13 protein-coding genes are annotated in these 22,681 nt (G+C 36.8%); 6 read left to right on the top strand and 7 right to left on the bottom strand.

Translation table 11 applies throughout. From position 1 onward, the window contains the following. A partial coding sequence (locus DIZ80_02525; GenBank protein ID RDH85311.1) for a hypothetical protein occupies positions 1–2,502 on the bottom strand: 2,502 nt, incomplete at its 3' end. A gap of 731 nt (positions 2,503–3,233) precedes the next feature. Between DIZ80_02525 and DIZ80_02520 the strand changes: the two genes are divergently transcribed. The 3 genes from DIZ80_02520 to DIZ80_02510 are packed head-to-tail and all read left to right on the top strand — an operon-like array spanning position 3,234 to position 7,456. Next, positions 3,234–6,485, top strand: coding sequence for a hypothetical protein (locus tag DIZ80_02520; GenBank protein RDH85310.1), 3,252 nt, complete (start codon positions 3,234–3,236; stop codon positions 6,483–6,485). A 1-nt stretch (position 6,486) separates the two neighbouring features. Continuing rightward, positions 6,487–6,855, top strand: a complete 369-nt coding sequence (locus tag DIZ80_02515; GenBank protein RDH85309.1) for a response regulator — start codon at positions 6,487–6,489, stop codon at positions 6,853–6,855. Then, a complete protein-coding gene (locus DIZ80_02510; GenBank protein RDH85308.1) occupies positions 6,848–7,456 on the top strand; it encodes a chemotaxis protein CheC in 609 nt (202 codons plus the stop codon). Before DIZ80_02515 ends, DIZ80_02510 begins: the two co-directional genes overlap by 8 nt. 41 nt (positions 7,457–7,497) lie before the next feature. Here DIZ80_02510 and DIZ80_02505 read toward each other — a convergent pair whose 3' ends face one another. From DIZ80_02505 to DIZ80_02495, 3 genes are all read right to left on the bottom strand, one after another. Then, positions 7,498–11,184, bottom strand: coding sequence for a histidine kinase (locus DIZ80_02505; GenBank protein ID RDH85307.1), 3,687 nt, complete (start codon positions 11,182–11,184; stop codon positions 7,498–7,500). A gap of 9 nt (positions 11,185–11,193) precedes the next feature. Then, complete coding sequence (locus tag DIZ80_02500; protein RDH85316.1) at positions 11,194–12,324, bottom strand: nitrate ABC transporter substrate-binding protein; 1,131 nt, start codon at positions 12,322–12,324, stop codon at positions 11,194–11,196. A 115-nt stretch (positions 12,325–12,439) separates the two neighbouring features. Beyond that, positions 12,440–14,587, bottom strand: coding sequence for a hypothetical protein (locus DIZ80_02495; GenBank protein RDH85306.1), 2,148 nt, complete (start codon positions 14,585–14,587; stop codon positions 12,440–12,442). Positions 14,588–14,729: 142 nt separating this feature from the next. Between DIZ80_02495 and DIZ80_02490 the strand changes: the two genes are divergently transcribed. Continuing rightward, positions 14,730–15,740, top strand: a complete 1,011-nt coding sequence (locus DIZ80_02490; GenBank protein ID RDH85305.1) for an ornithine cyclodeaminase — start codon at positions 14,730–14,732, stop codon at positions 15,738–15,740. A gap of 6 nt (positions 15,741–15,746) precedes the next feature. On the opposite strand, the gene DIZ80_02485 is transcribed toward DIZ80_02490, so the two are convergent. Continuing rightward, positions 15,747–17,129: a hypothetical protein gene (locus tag DIZ80_02485; protein RDH85304.1), complete on the bottom strand. Its 1,383-nt coding sequence runs from the start codon at positions 17,127–17,129 to the stop codon at positions 15,747–15,749. A gap of 144 nt (positions 17,130–17,273) precedes the next feature. Between DIZ80_02485 and DIZ80_02480 the strand changes: the two genes are divergently transcribed. Then, positions 17,274–18,074: a hypothetical protein gene (locus DIZ80_02480; GenBank protein ID RDH85303.1), complete on the top strand. Its 801-nt coding sequence runs from the start codon at positions 17,274–17,276 to the stop codon at positions 18,072–18,074. Positions 18,075–18,089: 15 nt separating this feature from the next. Next, positions 18,090–20,354 carry a hypothetical protein gene (locus DIZ80_02475; protein RDH85302.1) on the top strand — a complete coding sequence of 755 codons (2,265 nt, stop codon included), beginning with the start codon at positions 18,090–18,092 and terminating at the stop codon, positions 20,352–20,354. A 4-nt stretch (positions 20,355–20,358) separates the two neighbouring features. Here the strand turns inward: DIZ80_02475 and DIZ80_02470 are convergent, their stop codons facing one another. Together DIZ80_02470 and DIZ80_02465 are read right to left on the bottom strand one after the other, a co-directional pair. Next, positions 20,359–21,231: an arginase gene (locus DIZ80_02470; protein RDH85301.1), complete on the bottom strand. Its 873-nt coding sequence runs from the start codon at positions 21,229–21,231 to the stop codon at positions 20,359–20,361. A gap of 132 nt (positions 21,232–21,363) precedes the next feature. Next, positions 21,364–22,674, bottom strand: a complete 1,311-nt coding sequence (locus DIZ80_02465) for a recombination factor protein RarA (GenBank protein ID RDH85300.1) — start codon at positions 22,672–22,674, stop codon at positions 21,364–21,366. Positions 22,675–22,681 lie beyond the last annotated feature (7 nt).

Raw genomic sequence — 22,681 nt, 5'->3', positions numbered from 1 at the left:
GCCAACGGTGTATTGCTGGGTTTGATTACCCGAGACAGAACCGGTCACTAAAAAGCTGGTTTGACTAACCGCCGTTAACGTCCAGTCTTCTGTTTTGGTATCGTAACTGGTATTAAGAATAGTAAGCGAACCATCGCCGCTGTTGGAACTGCCGGCAACCGGTGTGCTGGCACTATAAGGTGTGCCGGTGTCTTCTGTTTCGGATGTAACTCGAACGGTTAGAGTTTCGACAACACCTGCATTGGTATTACCATCGGCATCCGTTACGCGAACGCGAACATCATCACCTGATTGGTAGGTGGCTGCAACATTACCATTGCTGTCAATTAACTCTAAGGTGCCTGTAACTGAAAGCGATACAGGTGCTCCCGTTGCATAAGTTTCGTTCAACCATCCGGCATAATTAACAAAGCCTAAACCGGCGTCACTATTATTATCATAAATAAAACTTAAACTTTGTGGATTGGTGCCATTATTTATTTCAGCCGTATCAGCTACACCCCACCAGTTATTCTTCGCATCTATTTCAAACGTGGTGTTGTTTCTAATTGCATAACCACCATTACCATAAATATCATTATTGTTGATAATTGGCTTCGCATAACCACCAATTGTAATTCCATCATAGGTGCTATTGATAATAATGTTATTACTAATAGAGAAATCACCATTACCATTGACATCATTATAATAAACATAAAAACCATACCCATTACCGTCCAATACATTACCAGCAAGTATTGGAATAACTTTTCCTGAAATCTGTAATCCATAATCCCTAACATTCGTTATCGTATTATTATTAATAATCGGCTGAACGTTATTTATACTATTATCTACCACGATACCAGAATAACCACCGCTAACTATATTATTAGTAATAGTCGCATCTGCTATACCCTGATCATTAATAATCATTCCGTGACTACCACCAGAGCAACATCCCGTTAAAACATCATTCGTAATCGTATTTCCTGCAATCAAAAGACTATCTGTCATCCAGACATCTGAACTTAAACTAGCACCATTGTAAAAATATAAAGCCCAATTATTACCATTATTGGAAAGAACATTATTACTATACTCAAAACCATCTCTTACACTAGATATCTGTGAACCACCACCTAAATTATCAGAGATAGTATTATTGGAAATAACAACATCTGCTGTCCTATATAAATACAAACCCATCCCTGCATTCCCAGAAATAGTATTACCTGTAATTGTCCAAGCATCATAGTCACCATTACTATAAATCCCATAACCCTTATTATTAATAATCTGACTATCAGCAATAGAAACAACTCCCTCAGAGTAACCTTGCATATTGCGTAAACCATAACTGCCATTTTGTTGAATAATACTGTTTGAAATCACCAAACTGCTATTAGTACCAAATCCATACGCATAAATACCATAAGCACTGTATTCGATCGTTGCGTAATTAAAACTGGCATTATCACCATTAATACGAATACCACCCCACTCACCCGTTACCGGTTCACGATTACTACTGGTAAATACAACGCCATTATCAACTGTGCCTGCAACATTTAATGTGCCGTTAACAATCAACTCACTGTCATAAGGTTCATCACCGGAGATTTGATCATCACTGTTGGCCAGGAATAAAACACGCACACCTTCAAGTATGGTTAAGGTCACACCATTGTTTACTGTGACATCACCCGTAATTAAATAAGGACTGTTCGCGGCCGTCCAAACGGTATCCGCTAAAATGGTTGCACCAGCAATAACGGTTGCAGAATATAAAGACGTACTGCGTACCTGAACCGCATCACCCCAATCACCAATCGCATCGTCATAAAATGCCGTGATTAAATCACCTGAGTTCACATCTAAATTATTATCGGACGCACTAGGTGTTACAGACTCAACTAAAGGAATGCTGCCTTCAAAGATACCGGTGTCAATTCCTGTTTCAGTTAAGGTCACTGTTTCAGAAACAATCGTGCCGGCAGTCGTTGAAAAAGTAAAACTATCACCAATTGAAAAACTGATCGTGCCCTGATCAATTCTAAAGGTGACTTCATTATTACTGGTGGAATAACTTTCAGAGCCAACGGTGTATTGCTGGGTTTGATTACCCGAGACAGAACCGGTCACTAAAAAGCTGGTTTGACTAACCGCCGTTAACGTCCAGTTTTCTGTTTTGGTATCGTAACTGGTTTTAAGAATAGTAAGACTACCATCACCACTGTTGGATGCGCCGGCAACTGGTGTGCTGGCACTATAAGGTGTGCCGGTATCTTCTGTTTCGGATGTAACTCGAACCGTTAGGGCTTCGACAACGCCGGCATCAGCATTACCATCTGCATCCGTGACTCGAACGCGAACATCATCACCTGACTGGTAAGTTGCAGCGACATTACCACTGCTGTCGATTAATTCTAAATCGCCTGTAATAGCCGCATTAACATTACTGGTTAAAAAACAAACACATAACCACAGATACATCTTACCTAGAAATTGTTTTTTCATTTTTTTCTTTTTGGTGCGGCCTAGACATACAGCACGTCTATACAAAAGCCATTTTTATGCCTAGCAATTTCTATGCAAGAAATATAAATCACAATGAAATCAACATGTTGTAATGACATTCATTTATCTATCCCACATAAAACTGTAAAAAACCACAATCTTATAAAGGTTTCCTTACAAGATTCAATAATTCTTTACACTTCGAGTCGGTATAATAATTTTTATGGGTTTATAAAATAAAGCAGCCGTTGTAAGCGAATTTCTTGCCCTTGAAGTCCAGTTTCGGCATGTATCTGCCCCCTCTTTTTGATCTTCGTCTTTGTTTTTGTGCTAGATGAAATACTGCACTTCTTGAATTTCTATCTCGTTGTGTTCGCAATAGCCACGAATCAGCCCTTTAACCATATTAGCGATAGAACGATGCTCCTGCTCGACAGACGTGCATAGAGCCTCATTCAATTCTAGTTCAATGCGAAAATCAGGTTAATAGTCTTTCGGTGATCAAGACCTCTCATCAGGCGTTTTATTGTGAACGCACTTCAACGTGATGTAATGCACGCAGGGAGCGAAAAACAAAAATGCCCATTATACTCACTCAAATTAACAACATATTCATCACTAGAGAAATCTATATTAAAAATATGATTCATCCAATAAAAGCACATAAAAACAAAGGTTAAATAACAAAAAAATTATCATATAAATCAGTACTTAATAGCAATTTATGTCCTATGCTTAATCAATCAAACATAAAAACTGACCCCTCATTATTTATGGAAATAAAAAACAAACGCATACAATCATATATGACTGTAGCTATAGTGCTTTCGCTCGGCTCCATTATGTTAAGTGGCTCCAGTTGGCAAGGCAGCGCATACCTTCATACATTAATGGAGATGTTAGCAACGGTGCTCGCACTATTTGTTGGATTACTAGCACTTGTTCGTTTTTATAGTCGAGGTGGTACCGAGTTTCTTGTGCTGGGTTCTGGTTTTATTGGCGTTAGTTTATTAGATGGTTATCACGCTGTTGTAAGTTCAATCTGGTTTAAAGCTTTTCTGCCTTCAGATTTGCCTTCCCTGATTCCCTGGAGCTGGTTAGCTTCCCGAATGTTTTTATCCATTGTTGTTCTTTTACTTTATTTTATTTTGAAATGGGAATCTGAAAACAAAGTAGTCAACAAACTATCTCCCAGGATGGTCTATGGCTTCATACTTATAACGACTCTCTGTAGTTTTCTGTTTTTTGCATTTATACCATTACCAAGCGGTTATTTTGAAGATGCTTTTTTCTATCGTCCCGCTGAGCTTATACCTGCAAGTTTTTTTGCACTGGCTCTAATTGGTTTTTTAAAACAGGGTGACTGGCGTACAAATATTTTTACTCACTGGTTGATACTGACAATAATCGTTAACCTTGTATCTCAACTTATAGTAATGCCCTACTCAAGCAGCTTATTTGATGTTCAATTTGATATGGCACATTTACTAAAAAAACTCAGCTACCTGTGCGTATTAACCGGTTTATGCATCAGTGTGTTTCATGCCTTTAAAGATGCTGACTCACAGGCAAAATTCAGAAAAAAAACACAAATATCATTAGAGGCCAGTGAAGTTCGAAACAGGACTATGATGAACTCACTGGTTGATGGTTTAATTTCAATTAACGAAAAAGGAACTATTGAAAATATAAATAACTCGGCCTGTATATTATTTGGTTATTCTAAACTGGAGGTATTAGGAAAAAACGTAAATATCCTAATGCCCTCTCCCTATCATGAAAATCATGATAGATATTTATCAGATTATAAGGAAACAGGAAATAAAAATGTAATTGGTAGCAGTAGGCATGTAAGTGGGCTTAAAAAAAATGGCTCGGTATTCCCTATGGATTTATCAGTTAGTGAAATGACAATTTCCGGAAAAGTAAAATACTCAGCAATCATAAGAGATGACACTGAAAGATTACGTAATGAAAACGAGTTAATTAATGCTAAAAATGAAGCACAAATGGCAGCAGAAGCAAAAAGCAACTTCCTGGCCACCATGAGTCACGAAATAAGAACACCTATGAATGGTGTTTTAGGCATGGTTGAACTTCTGCAGGAAACTAAACTTGATTATCGACAGGAAGATATTGTTAGTACCATTTCAGAATCAGGCTCTTCTCTTTTAGAAATCATTAATGACATTCTTGAATATTCTAAAATTGAAGCCGGCAAACTGGATATCGATTCATATACATTTAATCTGGAACGTACAATATATGATGTTACTCGACTATTACTGGTTAAAGCTGAAGAAAAAAGCATTGAATTAATATTTTATTTCCATACTGATTGCCCTGAATATGTAAATGGTGATGCAGGTAGAATACGGCAGATAATGCTCAACCTCATAGGAAATGCCATTAAATTCACCGATACGGGTCAGGTAGTAATAGAAGTAAAACTTAATAAAGATAAAGAAAAAAACATTAACATATCAGTATCAGATACAGGTATTGGTCTGAGCAACAAACAGAAAGACAGAATTTTTGAATCATTTACTCAGGCCGATAGCTCCACCAGCAGAACATATGGTGGTACAGGCCTGGGTTTAGCTATTAGTAAACAGTTAATCGAATTAATGAATGGATCTTTAGACGTAGAAAGTGAGCCAGGTAAAGGCTCTAAATTCTGGATTGATTTAAGCCTGACGGAAACAGAAGCACCTGAAAAACTTGAGAAAGCTGATTTAAACAATGTGAAGGTACTGATTGTAGATGACAACCCTATTAATTTACAGATACTGAATGAACAGTTAACTAAACTCGGCATGATAGTTGATAAAACGCTCAACCCTCACGATGTCATAGAGCTTATGCTCACTGCTAAAAGAACTAATGAGCAATATCAACTTGTTATTATAGACAATATGATGCCTGAACTAAGTGGTGATAAGCTGGGTATTAACATAATTGCGAATGATGAATTAAAAAACACACCTCTTGTTCTACTGACTTCGGCAACCGGTCTCGGTGATGCCGCAAAATTTAATGAAATTGGCTTTTTAGCTTATCTCACAAAACCTATTCTTAGTGAGTTATTATATAAAACCCTGAGTCGTGTTTTAAGCATTGATATTAATGATAAAAAGAATGAACGTTTCTTAACCAGACATTCGGTAATCGAGGATGAGCAGGAAACAGAAAAAAACAGACCTGTATTACAGGGTCATGTTTTGTTAGTTGAAGATATATTAATTAACCAGAAAGTCGCGACTGGTTTAATGTCTGACTTTGATATAACAGTTGATATTGCCAACAATGGTCAGGAGGCTATTGATAAATATAAAAAGAATAAATACGACATTATATTGATGGATTGCCAGATGCCCATTATGGATGGATTTGAAGCGACTCGAATAATTAGAGAATCAGATAAAAATTTACCCATAATTGCTGTAACTGCAAATGCCCTCTCATCTGATAGAGAAAAATGCGAATCTGCTGGCATGAACGATTATCTTGCAAAACCATTTAACCGCAAGCAACTCACATCTATTTTATCTAAATGGTTAAGTTCGACTGAAAATACTGTTGATGGCAATGAGTTTGAAAAAACTGCTCATGCTGAATCTAAAGTCGATACAGGCAAAAGCCCTCTTAATTATGAAACTCTTTCAACTATGAAAGCTGCAATTGGTGCAGTATTTGATGAATTGATTCCTGCCTATATTGAACAGTCTGATGAAATGATATACAGCATGATAGAGCTATTTGATAAAGAAGATTTTTCTACACTTGAAAGATACGCACATAGTATGAAATCCAGCAGTTTAAATGTAGGTGCAGAGATAATATCAGCTCATGCTTTAACGCTTGAAAACATGTGTCGCAATGGTACGGATAATTCTGAAATAAGAAAAACAATTGAAATAGTAATTAATGAATACGGGCAGACTAAATCAGCTCTTCTAGACTACCAAAATAAAGGTGAATAAAATGCCAGACGATAAAACCCTGATGATTGTTGATGATAGTAAAGTATCTAGAATGATGATCAAAGCCATTGTAATAGACAAGCAACCTGAAATGAATATTTTAGAGGCAGGAGATGGTAAGGAGGCACTGGAACTGGCTGAAGGAAAAATGATTGATTTTTTCTCAGTTGATTACAACATGCCAAATATGGACGGTATAGAATTTATCACTGAAATGAGAAACAGACGACCTGAAGCTAAATACGCCCTCTTAACTGCCAACATTCAGGATGCCACACATAAAAAAGCTGAACAAATTGGTGCTAAGTGCATAAATAAACCCATTAGCGAAACCTGTATCTCAACGATGCTGGAGCATTTTAATGCCTAAAACTATTGAGTTAACTGAACTTGAACTGGATATGCTCACTGAAATGTTTAATTTAGGTGTAGGTAAAGCTGCCGCTGCATTAAGCACTATGGTAAAACAGGAAATACAGTTGTCTGTACCTCATATTGAGTTTTTATCTGTTGCAGAACTCGCTGTCAGACTTGGATCAGACACAACTATTTGCAGTGTTTCACAAACGTTAAGTGGCCCATTCTCTGCTCAATCCATGCTGTTATTTCCAGAAGACAATAGCCTGGAGATTGTACGTCAATTATTGGGGCAGGATTTACCTGATGAGACAATTGCTGAACTTCAACAGGAGGCTTTTTCTGAAATTGGCAATATCGTTTTGAATGCATGCATAGGTTCTTTTGCAGAAGGGCTGGATGCAGAATTCAAAATGAATTTACCCGTATTTGAATTATCAAAACCTCTTGATTTGTTAAATGTCTCCGAAAACAAAAATGATACTGCCCTGTTTATTCGAATAGACCTGACATTAAGCACAAGTGAGATTACAGGTTATATGGCATTTCTGATGGGAACTTTATCACTTGAACAATTAAAAGAAGTGCTTTCTAAAATGTTGGCCAATTTATAAACAGTGATTAATATTACGTTATATTTAAATGAAATATTATTTTATGGGTTAGTTTCAAGATAATTGTTAAACAATTTCAATACCTGATGACTCGCACTTTGCAATTCAGGTAAAAGTAATTTCACTGCATCTGAATCATCCTGTCTTGCACTCGCTTCCAGTTCTGCGGCAATTTTATATAATTGTTTTGCACTAACATTAGCCGCAACCCCTTTAATACTATGCACTACTTTTGATGATAAATCACAGTCATCAGATTGAACAGCTTTTTGCAACTCACTCATACGGCCCGGGGTTTCGTCTATAAATATTTCTATTATTGTTTTAAAAAGTTCTAGATTACCCAGCACCCTGTTTAGTGCATCCTCTTTATCCCAGATCATTGAATCATCAGAAACATTCTTAATATCATCTTCCGTGACAGGTTCTAAAATTGAAGCCTTCATTTCATTCGACAATATAAGACTCAATTTTTCTAATAATTTATCTGAGTCAATAGGTTTAGGTAAATAATCACTCATACCGGCAGCCAGACATTTTTCTTTATCACCTTGCATAGCATTGGCTGTCATAGCTATTATAGGTATGGACTTATATTCATCACCACCCTTACCTTCACGAATTGCACGTGTCGCTTCATAACCGTCCATTTCTGGCATCTGACAATCCATAAGAATAATGTCATACAAATCTGAAATATGGGATTCATTTAAGCAATGTAATGCTTCCAGGCCATTATTAGCTACATCAAGCGCAAGACCAAAATTGTTAATAATTCCCTGCGCAACCAACTGGTTTACATGATTGTCTTCAACCAGTAATATTCGAGAATTTTCAGGCCATATATAACGCGTTTTTTCTCCCTCATCATTGGTTGATAATGTCTGCAAATACTCATGGGTAACAAGTGGTACTGCATTATGTAATGCTGCACCACCCGCAGCAACGACAGCCAGTGCATTAAACAAATCAGACGTTGTGGCAGGTTTAGGGAAGTACGCACTGAAGCCAAGTTCACCAAATTTATTAATATCATCCTGAAAACCCATTGATGTCATCATCACAAGTTTCATATCTTTAAAACGTGTATCATTTATAAAGTGTCTGCCTAACTCTTCGCCATCCATTTCTGGCATTTGCATATCAAGAAAAGCAATATCAAACACATTAGCTTCTTTATCTATTAATCTATCATTACATATTTGTATAGCCTGCTTACCGCTATGTGCTTCAACAACCGTTGCCCCCCAATGCTCAAGCTGCCCCCTTAACACTTCACAGTTTGTTGCATTGTCATCAACTATAAGTAAATTAAGTTTTTTGATATCGATTTTAGGCAGTACCTGTTGTGATTTATTACTTTTCTTTAACTTAGCTGAAAACTTGAACAAGCTGCCTTTATCTTTTTCACTTTCAACAGATATATCCCCCCCCATTAAAAGGCATAACTTCTTAGCGATTGCGAGCCCTAAACCTGTTCCACCATATTTACGCGTTGTTGAGGTATCAACCTGACTGAATGAATCAAATAATTTTTCTAACTTTTCTTCTGGTATTCCAATTCCAGTATCACTGATATAAAAACAAACCAGCAATGTTTCATCATCGCTCTCCTGCATTTCAACCCGCACGACTATTTCACCATCTGATGTAAATTTAATCGAGTTACCCACCAGATTGGTTAATATTTGTCTTAATCGACTCGGATCACCTCTTACCAGAGACTCTTCAACATTAGTAACATCAAGAACTAACTCCAGATTTTTAGCCTGAGCCGTATAAGCCATAGCTTCTGCAAAATCACCTAACATGCCTCGTAAATTAAAATCAATTATTTCAAGGTCCAGCTTATCAGCTTCAATTTTTGAAAAATCTAAAATATCATTTATTAATGCGAGCAATGACTGTCCACTGGACTGGGCTATTTTAACCCGGTGCAACTGATCTTCATCAAGCTCTGTATTTATTAACAAACTCAACATGCCGAGCACACCATTCATCGGCGTGCGTATTTCATGACTCATACTGGCTAAAAATTCGCTTTTTGCAACAACCGCCTGTTCCGCTTTTCCGATTGCTTTTATGAGTTCTTCTTCAGTCTGTTTCTGGTTTGTAATATCGGTACGAATCGCAATGTAACTTTCAGGTTTTCCCTTCTCATCCATAAACGGAACAATGGTAGTATCAACCCAGTACAAATGACCATCTTTAGCTTTATTGCAAATCTCGGCATGAAAAACTTCACCATTAATCAGTTGCTTATACATAGCTTTAAAAAAATACTCATCATGTAAACCTGATTTTAATAAACGATGATTTTTCCCTATTAACTCACCTCTGCTATATCCGCTAATATCAAGGAACAAATCATTTACAAATATAATAGTCCCTTTAACATCTGTAATTGCGACTATTGAGTGCTGATCAAGTGCAAACTTCTGCTGTTTTAGATCATCTAATGCTTGATTGATTTTTTCTTTACTATCAATTAGTGATTGCTCATGACTTAAACGAATATCTAACATATGATTAAATGATTCGGCCAACTGTCCTATTTCATTATTCGAACTTATATTAACCATTTTATCTGTTTTGCCCAACGCAACTTCTTCACTAACTTTAGCCAATTCAGATATGGGGCTAGTAATACGGCACGACCTAAAGTAAGCAAAAGCCACAATGAAAACAATACTGCTTAAAACGAGTAAAATTTGAATTTTTGCCAGCTCATTAACTGAAGAAAAAGCTTCACTCGTCTGTACTTCACTGACAAGAAAATAATTTTCTTTTTTTATTTTTATCTGTTTCCTAACCCCTATATACTCTTTATTATTTGGGCCAATATAAATATGTGGTTTAAAAACATTATGATTATGACTACTGGTTTTATCTCCATAATGCTCAAGTTTAATCATACGATTAAGAATTTCTTTTTCATCCCCTCCATGCAAAGCACTTCTTAATTCACCATTGTGTGTAATTAGATACTGATGTAAAACACCTGCATCACCTGCATCACCTGCATCAAGTTTATTAGAAACTCCAGATAAATGTTCCATTAGAACATCTAATTTTATCTGAATAGCAAACACACCAATTTTATCACCTAAATCATCCAGTAATGGAGCTGAGATAAATGCGGTTAATATATTTTCTGATGGTTTATATCTTTCAAAATCAGAGAATGCATTTTCACCAGTTTTCAAGGTCTGTTTTACTGTGTTTGAAAATTTTGTATTTGAAAAAAACCCGGTAAACAAATTAGTACCCAGATCAGACTCACGGGCAACGCTATACAAAACATTTCCTTCATTATCGATTAAAAACAAATCATATACATATCCATACCGACGACTAAATGGTATTAAATCATTTCTGCTTAAACCGACACGTTTCATCCAGTCGTAACTTTTCACATATTCAGATAACTCTTCCCCACTTTCTTTGAAACCGTCAGACAGTTGTTTCAGCATAATAGAGTTATTTTTTGACTCAGCCAGACTATTTAAATCTGTAAATCGATAAAAAAACCAGTTGTTAATAAACTTCGAAGTTTGATTGGATGAATGTAATAATTTATCTTTTGCTGCTAATGTCAGGCTTGATTTTGATTGTTGATAACTGAACCATGAGATAAATATAAGCGGTATAAGACCAATTAATAAATAAGACAGGATCAGACTATTTCTGAGCGATCCATATTTTTTCTTAGTCTTAACTTTATTCATACGCTTTAATCATTTATCTATGGTTTTAATATCGAACTGGGTATCTGAAAAACTCTCTATATCAACCGGCTTCATTATAATACCTCCCTCTAAAGCCAGATCCATTATCTGCTTTAAACCTGCCTTATCTACATTCAGATGCTGGTAGTTTATCACCCGTAATTCAGGGTCAAGACTTGCTATAATGGCCTCCCGACTATGAGCCGGAATATATTTACGTATTATTTTAACGATACTCTCTAATTTTATTCCACCTTCTGATCTGGCTATCTCTATATCTTCACCTGCTTTTTGAATAAAACGGGTTACTTCTTTTATCGCTTTATTCTTTTCATTTATTGCTTTATCTGTTGCAAGGGAGATACATTCAACATGACCATTTTTCCAGGGCATTACATCCTTTGAATACCATGCCACATGACCGTATCCTGAAGTTTCTACAATATCAGCCCAGGGTAATGACTGCTCAAATGCTGCCGCCTGATTACGATTACTTTTTGCTTTAATAAATGAAGGTGATTTTGGCGGTGCAACCGATATTGCCGTTACAGGAGCCTCTTCATACCGTGTAAAACTGATATTCACACCGTGCTCTTTAAGGTAACGATACAATACAACACTGTGAGTTGCTTTTAGGTGTGGCATTGCAATTTCTATAGATTTACCTGTTTCAAGATAAAGCCTTTTTAAAGTTAGCGCGACACTGTCATCAGGCTTACGATCTGTTCTTTTTTCGGCTAGATTAACCTGCTCATTTATCAGGTCATTTATCGCCAAGGCATTTCCATCTCGATGCATTAATCCTATCCAGCGAAAATGTGGTTTTTCAATAAACATATCCATTGCCAGAGGGCTCATTACAAATGCCATATCTACATCACCGGACTGGAAATAAGCACGTAATAAATCCCAGTTTTTCATCTGTTCAATCTGAAAATCGGCAAATTTCATCTGACTGGCATATCGATCATAAGCCACAAGAGCAGCATAATGATCTGCCAATGGAATATACAGTGCTTTAATCGTTTGTTTAGAGGATGTGGAATCAGCAAGGGCAGAAGAGCCATATGTGGCCAGAAATAAACTGCTAATAAAATAAATGAATCTAAATTTCAGTAAGTACTTATCGAGAACTTCCATAATTTCTATATCATCCTGACGATCTATATCTCGCATTAATTCTCGGGGGGAGAAGGTTGTAATAAGTTTAGTTCAATATTTGTATATTTCCTTAAAAATCAATGAATACAAGCAACTAAAACATGAAACTAAGGCGGGATATAATCTGCCTTCCTGGCTGCAAAAATTGCATGGGACCACCATTTCTGACATTGGGCAGATATTGTTCTTCATTAAGTGCATTTTTTACTGTCAGCATAAAACTCAGCTTCAAACCTTCATAGTTGAAGTGCCGGGTCGACAATGTAAGATCTAGCTGTGTAGCACTACTGATATCAATAACTTCTTCAATATCAGGATTTCCATGCTCAGCCTGTAGATCACTAAAATAATTAACTCGTGCATTTAGCCGAACTGCCTTTAACACATCATAATTTAGCCCCAAACTTAATCTATGATCAGAAATATTCAGAGATTTTATAGTTTCCCCATTGATAACGACATCTTCCGGATTGGTATAGGTATATGACAGGTCACCTGAAAAAGACTTATATTTATAAAATATCTGCGATTCAAGCCCTTCTGAGACGATTTTTTCACCTGAATTTACAAAATCTACTGTACTGGCTGGTTTCAATAGATCTGTTGCTACACTATGAAAAAACACCAACTGTGCTTTTAATGACCTATGAATACGATGATTTACTGCCAGCTCATAAGTATCAATAGTTGCGGGTTTTAAATCATCATTAAAGGGTTTATCCGGATCATTATTGGCACCCTGTTCAAAAATATTAGGCTCTCTAAATGCCTGACCATAGAGCAACTTATAATTGGTGCTTTCTGTTGCCTGAAAAACCAGCCCACCTCTGAATGTGTTTATAGCTCCATATATTTCCTGATCGTCTACACGCCCACCTAATGTCATATGTAATACATTATCAAAGAATGATTTTTTGAGCTGAGCATACAGTGAATGCTTATCTGTTTTATAAAAAGGCCGCCTCAGAGCATTATCAAATGAAACCGTTTCATCAAAAGCAGGTACCGGATCATCCCGTGAAATAGCGACTCCCAGTACGTCAAGCTGATCAAAGGTGTAACCTGCAATTAGTGACCAGTCATTAGCAATCATCGTGTCGATCTGGGCATTAAATCTGTGTCGTTCTGATCCACTGCTATTTTCCTGAGAGTAATACAGGACAAAATCTTCATGGATTTCTTCATCCGTTAATGGTGCATTCGGGTCACGACCATTGGCAACCAGATCATCAAATATACTCTGGTCATAGCTATAATTGGTACCCCATAATTTTTCCCTGTAATGCTGATATTCTAAATTTATATGTGTTGTTTCAGTCAGGTCATGATCCCATCCAATATACTGATTTTCAAACTCACGCACATCTTCCTGCGCATTATAATCAAGCGCCACATTTTCAAGACCTTTACCACTTTGCAGATTGTAAGACTCAAAACCAAAATAAAATTCTTTAAAATCTATACGAAATGAAAGCGGAATTGCTTTACCTGTGTTTCTATAACCTTCTCCCGGGCTTAACGCATTATTCCCATTTTGAACAATAACAGGAAACCCTTCTGAAAAATTTTGAGTATCATTTACAAACTCTGAAAAATCCCAGTTATCAGATGATGCTACTCTGACACTGCCCGCTATGCGTAAATCACCATACGATTTAGCAAAAACAGCACTATAGGCATTCGTATCCTGCGTACCCGCATCAAGAGAAATTTCAACGTCATTAAATTCTTTGTCTCCCTGTTTTGTAATAATATTAATCACACCAACATATGCATTTGCACCATATAAAACGGAACCGGGACCATTAATAACTTCAACCTGTTTAATATTATGAGTTGAAAACTGATTACTTATAAAAGTTTCAGCCGCAAGTAAGTTTTGCATTTCACGACCGTCTATAAGGATGAGGGTTTGAGAAAAATTACCTAAAAACCCCCGTTGACCACCAAATAGAAAGAAGCCTGAGTTGATTGTTGAAACGCCAGGGATATTTTCAAGCACATCTTCCAACGTGTAATAGCCGTTTCGACTAATTTCTTCTTCAGTTACAACATAAATTGTTGATGGTGCCGTATCTGCTTTTTCAAGTTTTTTTGAAGCTGTGAACACATCAACATTAACCAACTGTTCTAATGACATATCAAGAAAATCATCCATATCTGCAGCAAGTAGACACGGAGATAAGGTAGATAAAAATAGAAATCCAGCTAATTTGTTATTAATACACATAAAATCAAACATTAAATGGGCTTATAAAATTTAAAATACACCTCTGGATTATAGTAAAAAAATTCTACAAGTGTGATATATCACCCCCCCAATATCAGGAAACACATCACTGTACAAACTATACTTAAGGGTACCTGAATTAAAGGAGCTGAAAATGCGCCTACTTGATATTTCCGCTATTAAATCAATAATACATAACATTGGTCTGACAATATTTTACCAACGATTAATAAAACAGTTAGAAGAAGATTTCAGTCAATGGCATACGTTCTATAAATCACCCAGACATGCTATTCACTATAAACACGGAGTGATTGAATTAATGCCCTGCTCCGATGATGAATTTTATAGTTTTAAATATGTTAATGGCCACCCGAACAATACTGCTGAAGGTAATTTATGTGTAGTAGCAATGGGCATGCTGGCAGATGTAAAAACAGGCTACCCGCTAATGATTACCGAAATGACATTTTTAACTGCCATTCGTACCGCTGCGGTTGCCGCACTGGGGGCTAAATTTCTGGCTCGTAAAGACTGCACTAAGCTGGCTATTATTGGATGTGGTGCTCAATCTGAATTTCAGGCAATTGCAATGCAATCTGTATTACCGATTTCACAGGTCAATATTTTTGATATAGATACAGATGCGATGAATAAGTTTTCTAATAATTTATCTGAAAATTTCAAGCAGATAACCTGCTGTACTTCGGCAATTGAAGCAATCTCTGATGCAGATATAATCATTACTGTCACAGCGGCAAATAAAAACGCCACTCTGTTTAGTGAAGAAAATGTGGCACGTGGTACACATATTCATGCCATGGGAGGAGATGGTCCTGGCAAAACAGAATTAGGGACATCACTGTTAAAAAATAGCAAACTGATTGTTGAATATAGCCCACAAAGTTTAGTCGAAGGTGAAATACAACAGCTGGATGAAAGTTATATTCATGCTGAGCTATGGGAAATAATTAACGGTTTAAAAACGGGGCGTGAAAATAATCATGAAGTCACCATATTTGACTCGGTTGGATTTGCTATTGAAGATTACTCCATACTAAAAGTCATTTATGAAATTTCTGAAGAACTAGACTGTGGAACAAAAGTGGATTTAATTCCTGATATAGATAACCCGAAAGACCTATATGGTTTATTAAAACAGTAATGAAAATCAATGTATCCAGGTTAACTGTAAGCTATAACGGTTTCCCACACTACCCACTACATTTTGTACCACAGGATTAGGTTCATTTGGTGCGGTTACTTTTTTATCAATGAAGTTAAATGCTAACTTCAATTTTTTTGTAAAATGATGCTGAATACCATAAGTCATCGTTGTGATATTTCTTGCGTCCCCTTCAGTCCAGACAACATCATCTGTTTCATGTAGTAACTCATGTTTATCCCAACGCAACATGAGCTCCCACTTAGGTGCTACGAAGTGCCCATAATCTACACTAAAGGCCTGAGAGCGATTTCCATCTTCTGCAGCAATCATTATATTACCGCCCTTCACCCCACCAGCTGGCCCTACAAACACCATTCCGTCAGCCACCATATAACCAACATCAAACCTTTGCCTGGCTTTCATACCAAATAACGGCCCCTGACTTCGTAAACCAATGCCATATCGCAAACGATCAAATTCCTGTTGTAACGGGTCTGTTTCAAAGACCCTTACCCCTTTTTGTAACCAGGCATAATATTTCATGCCGTGTTTCCAGGGGCCTTTACCACCTTCAAGATTCTGCTCAGCCGACAAATAATAATACTGCTCAAGTGGGTCCTGAGGCCTGTCTGACTCATAAATTCCCGCCCCCCTGCCGAGCATAAAAGCATAAGAAAAATCCCACTCCTGCTGTTTAAAACTATCAAAAACCTGTATACCCCAGTCTCTGGCTCCATTAAAGCCATTACTCTCTGTTACAGGTGTACCAATACTTGAATTAGTACCGCCACTGGGAGACGTACGGGTATTTCCCGTAGTAAAACGTTCAAGCACTTCTCGTGCAGCAAAATCAGTGAATTCGATATAATCCTGAGCAACTATTCCCTGATAGGTTTCTTCTAACCCCGGAGTTTTAAATAATCCGAATCTTAAACGTGCACCATTAATATGGTTTGAGGTAACACTTATATGATCAGCTGCCAGAACCCTCTGACGAGAGCCTAGAAAATCATAAGTCAAAAGATTGGGAGCAAACTCCGCAAGTAAGAAGTAGTTCATTTTACTGGTGAATTCATTACGCGCCATTCCGGTAAAATTCCCACGGACACCCGCTCTTGCACGCCTGAAATGTAATGCAGAATCATCATCAAACCAGGGGGCAACTGTCGTACCCACAACAGGTTTACCCGCATTAGGACCGGCCGTTATTTCACCACTCAAATCCCGTGTATAACTTGGCTGAACAAACACAAATGCCCGATGTGTTACTTTTTCAGGCTCTGTACCCTGCAGCATTAACCAGTTAACCGCATTTACCGGCAAAGAAAACAAAAACACAATAAAAAACAATAATATAGAGACTTCAAAATGCGACTTTTTAATCATAGTCTAATCCTGAAAAGTATTACACTAAGGGAGTATAGGTAAAAATAAGCAACTTAGAGTAATGTGCTTTTTGTCTTATAGATTTTGTTGCGTAATATAGTATGCTCTTTTATAGCGATTACCTATGTAACAGCTATAATTGGTATGAGCCATATTCGCAACGATGCAGATGCCAATTATCTCCTCTCCACCTCGAAAAAATCAATCCATGGAGTTAAGATGAAAAAAATCTTCTTAATTATTAGTACATTACTGCTTACTCTGAATACCACTCCAACGTATTCAGAGATAAACCTGTATATTACTACCGGATTTACACCACCTGTATCTGATTTCTATGCAAGCGTATTAACAGAGGCCGACAAGCGTTTAGATAATATTTCTATCAGATTTGAAACATTACCAGCAGAACGCTCTCTCGTACTGGCAAATCAGGGTTTAAATGATGGAGAATGCTGTCGTATACCCGCTGTTATAGCATCGGAATATAATAATCTACTACCCATTAATGAGAGTTTTTTTTCAGCTCGTTTTAGTGCTTTTACAAAACATAACAATAGCCATATAGAAAAATTTGAAGATTTAAAACCTTTTTCAGTTGGAACAGTAGCTGGGTGGAAAATTGCTGTAATCAGGATAAAAGATGTTAATCCTGCTGAAACACATATTGTAACTACACCTGAGCAAATGTTTAATATGCTTGAGCTTGAACGAATAGATTTTGGTGTAATGGGATACTTAAGTGGTTTAAAATCGATTTCATCACTCAAACTTGATAAAATAACAGCGATAGAGCCTCCCTTAGTTGAGAGACAACTTTACTTAATGCTTCACAATAAACATAAAGAACTAATTCCGGTATTTGACAAAATTTTCAGACAAATGAACGATGACGGAACTATAGAAAAATTATATAACGATTTAATTAAAAAACTCAGACAATAACTGACTGGCTAACATTTGAAACATCTTAAAAGTAAAATATCCAGAACATTAGTACTGTACATCGTATTATTCAGCTCAGTAGTCACGCTTTGTCTAACGAGCATTCACCTGTACGTGGATTATAAAGACGGCATCGAAACACTACACCAGCGAATTGACCAGATAAAATTAACGAACATTGATTCAATTAAACAGTCTTTATGGACAATGGATTACTCGTCCGTTGAGATTCAACTTAACGGCCTAACTCGCATTACCGATATTATATATGTCGAGCTAACGGATGAAAACAATAAGATAATTGCAAAATCTGGAGAGGTAAACACAGAAGACACCATACGTGAGACAATAGACCTAAAACAGAAATATCGTAATAAAGAAACCGAAATTGGCAAAATAAAAATTATTGCTACGAAAGAGAACCTGTATCAACACCTCATTAATACTGTCGTAATCATTCTGATTACACAGGCAATTAAAACCTTTTTAGTCAGTATATTTATACTGTTAATATTCTATTCACTAGTGACCCGTCATATAGAAAAAATCACAGGCCATGCAGAAAAAATAAAATTAAATTCAAAAGTAAAACCCTTATCACTTGATCGAGAAAAAAATATTTTACTCAAAAATGATGAAATTGAACGGCTTGCAGAATCAATTAACTTCATGTCAGAAAGCATATACAACACCTACACTGATCTCTTTAACAGCCAGCATACACTTACTGAGCGTGAAGCAAAGTTTAGCGCCATGTTTGACTCAATCACAGACGCTATCGTTTTTGTTGATCATGAGAGAAGGATCATACAGACCAATACCGCTTTCACAAAATATTTCGACTACAGCCTTGACGAAATAAAAGGCAAAACAACTCAAATTTTATACGCAGTACCTGAAGAATATAATATTCAGGGCAAAAAACGTTATAATATTAATGCCAACTCAAGACCAAATGTTTATGAAATAAACTATCGACGAAAAGATGGTTCTATTTTCCCAGGTGAAACAATGGGGGGTGCAGTTAGATTGCCAGATGAATCATTGCTGGGTTTCATAGGCATCATACGAGATATTTCATATAAAAAAGAAACTGAAGAAGAAAACACTCGCTTACAACACCAATTACAGCAGTCACAGAAAATGGAAGCCATCGGCCAGTTAACCGGTGGCATTGCACATGATTTCAACAATATGCTTGCCAGTATCCTTGGTTATTCTGAATTATTATCAGGCTATCTTGAAAAATCATCAGATCCTAAACCATTAAAATACATAAAAAACATTACCAACGCAGGTGAACGAGCCCATGATCTGGTCGAACAACTTCTTACCTTTAGTCGAAGCGCACCGGGTAACCCTCAAGCGATCAACCTGACTGAACTAATCCACAAAGTTACCACATTAATTCGCCCAACAATGCCTTCAAGCATACATCTTGAAATAGAAGCCGACGAAAACATACCATCAGTAATGATGGATAACACACAAATGCATCAGATATTAATGAATTTATGCATTAATGCTCGCGATGCTATGCATGGAAAAGGTAATCTCAGCATAAATCTCACCAGTGTAAACATCGAAAAACAAATATGCAGTTCGTGCAAGGAAAAGATTGAAGGTGAGTATATAAAACTCTCGGTAAGTGATACAGGCACAGGTATTGAAAAAGATTTACTAGAAAATATTTTTGACCCGTTCAAATCAACCAAACCTTTTGGTGAGGGTTCAGGCATGGGCTTATCAATTGTTCATGGCATACTGCACAAACATAAGTCACATATTGTTGTTCAAACTGAAACAGGGAAAGGATCGATTTTTAGCCTGTTTATACCACCTTATTTAAAAAACGAGACATCAACAACCATTAATAAACCCAAAACAACTCCAGTTATTGATAACAAAAAGAGCCATCATATTTTAATTGTGGACGATGAAGAAGCGGTCGTTTATTTTATGCAGGACTTACTTGAAAAACATAATTATAAAACCACAATCACCACTAGTAGTTTAAAAGCAGTTGAAATCATCACAAATAACCCGAATGACTTTGACCTGATCATAACCGATCAAACTATGCCCGACATGACAGGCACAGAAATGATTCAGAAAATTTTTAAAATTACGCCTGATATACCAATCATATTATGTAGTGGTTACAATAAACAGGTTGGTGAAAAGGAAGCATTAGAACTAGGCTGCAAAAAATACCTGAGTAAACCAATTAAAAATGATTATCTAATCAAGTCCGTTCAGGAAATTATGGGAACAGACTAAAACCTTATTTACAAATAGAATTTATTATTTCGTATACCAACTTTTCGGTTTTTTGTTGCATATCATTATCTGGATCAAACTCGGCAATTTCAAGCCCTATAAATTTATTACCAAAATCAATATCATTAAATGCGTTTAGTAAATTTTTTGCACTTAAACCTGTATTTTCTCTTGTTTCAACACCAGGTGCATCTAAGGGGTCTATAGCATCAAGATCAAGGCTAATTGCATAATAATCATAACACCTTGATATTGTGTTAGTTAATTCCTCTAATACTTTCCTGGTTCCACCGTCTTTTTCTATTCTAACGGTATCAAAAACATTCACTTTATTTTTACTTAATAATACCAGCTCTTCAGCTTCGTAACTTCTTATTCCAAACAGGTACAAATCTCTGCCATCAATACAACGTTGAGAAGGATAACAGTTCTGTAATTCAAACTCAGCTTCTCCAAGTAGCACTGATACAGGCATACCATGTAGATTACCCGAAGGTGATGAGTCAAGCGTATGCGCGTCCATATGGGCATCTATCCAGATCAAGGCAAAGGTAGAATTTGGTGGTAACTGGTTCATGATACCTGCCCAGGTACCAATTGCTATTGAATGATCCCCGCCCAGCACTAAAAATGGTTTTTCTTCTTCAAACTGTTCCTGTGTAAACTGACTAATTACATGACTTTGCTTTTTTAAAATATTTAAAGAATTTTTGTTTTCATTTGAAACTTCAAGCAGAGACTCCCATTGTAAATCTACATTTGACAGGACAGAGCTATACTCTGATGAGTTTAATACTGCAGGGCCTGTTGAACAGGTATATGATGGCCCACCTATACAGGAAGCCACACCTAAAGTTGGAATTGTTTTTTTGTTCATATAATTATATTTATTTTCATAAAAATTAACTATTTTATATCTTCATCTGCAAATAATTCTCTAGAAAATATAATAACTTAAATTAATTTAGAGTCACTGGATTCCCGGCAAGAGCTTACGAGCATAACGATACTATTTATTTCCTGTTTTATTTTGAGAGCGTAAATAATCCAGTTTTTCTTTTATTTTAATTTCCAGACCACGTTCTACTGGATGGTATATTTCCTGCTCACCTAACTCATCTGGAAAATAAGTCTCCCCTGCCGAAAAACCATCTTTCTCATCATGTGAGTATCGATAATCTTTTCCATAACCCATGTCTTTCATTAGATTAGTTGGCGCATTTCTAATATGCATAGGTACATCCATTGAACCGCTCTCTCTGGCCAGTTGCATAGCTGCTTTATAAGCCATATATACTGCATTGGATTTTGGTGCGCAGGCCAGATAACTTACTGCCTGAGCTAGTGCCAGCTCACCTTCCGGACTACCTAATCTTTCATAGGTATGCCAGGCATTTAAGGATATCTCCAGTCCCCTGGGGTCAGCATTACCGATATCTTCCGAAGCCATACGCACAACTCTTCGAGCCAGGTAAATCGGATCACACCCACCATCAAGCATTCTGCACATCCAGTACAGTGCAGCATCAGGGTTGCTTCCCCGTACAGACTTATGCATAGCGGATATTTGCTCATAAAATAAATCACCACCCTTATCAAACCGACGCAAGGTTTGTGATGTTACTTCACGAATAATGTTTTCATTTACTGTGAGCCGACCATTTTCTTCTGATGCAAGATCTACCGCAATTTCCAGAAAATTAAGAGCTCTTCGTGCATCTCCATCTGCCTGAGCACCTATGAGTTGCAACATATCTTCATTAATACTTACTTCACTAGCACCCAGCCCATGTTCTTTATTCTCTAATGCCCTTTTCAGTAACTGTGTCATTTCCTCAGGCTGAATAGATTTCAATACATACGTTTTACAACGCGATAATAATGCATTATTTAATTCAAACGATGGATTTTCAGTTGTAGCACCGATAAAACTCACTGTTCCATCTTCTACAAAAGGTAAAAAAGCATCCTGCTGAGATTTGTTAAAACGATGAACCTCATCTACAAATAAAATACTGGGTTTCTGATAAACATCGTAATACTGGTGAGCTTTATCTATAGCTGCACGGATATCTTTGACACCTGATAAAACGGCAGAGACTGATAAAAACTGAGCATTGGAATAATTTGAGATCAATCTGGCGAGAGTTGTTTTTCCTGTGCCTGGAGGCCCCCAGAAAATCATTGAATGTAACTTACCGGTTTGAATAGCCACACGTAGAGGTTTATCTTTACCGAGAATATGACTTTGCCCAAGATAGTCATCCAGATTTTCAGGTCTGATACGGTCAGCTAATGGGCGGAATTCATTATCAGACATAATATTT

Source organism: endosymbiont of Galathealinum brachiosum, assembly GCA_003349885.1.
Lineage (GTDB): Bacteria > Pseudomonadota > Gammaproteobacteria > SZUA-229 > SZUA-229 > SZUA-229.
Note: the sequence above shows the minus strand (reverse complement) of the source record. Positions and strands in the feature narration are given on the sequence as shown.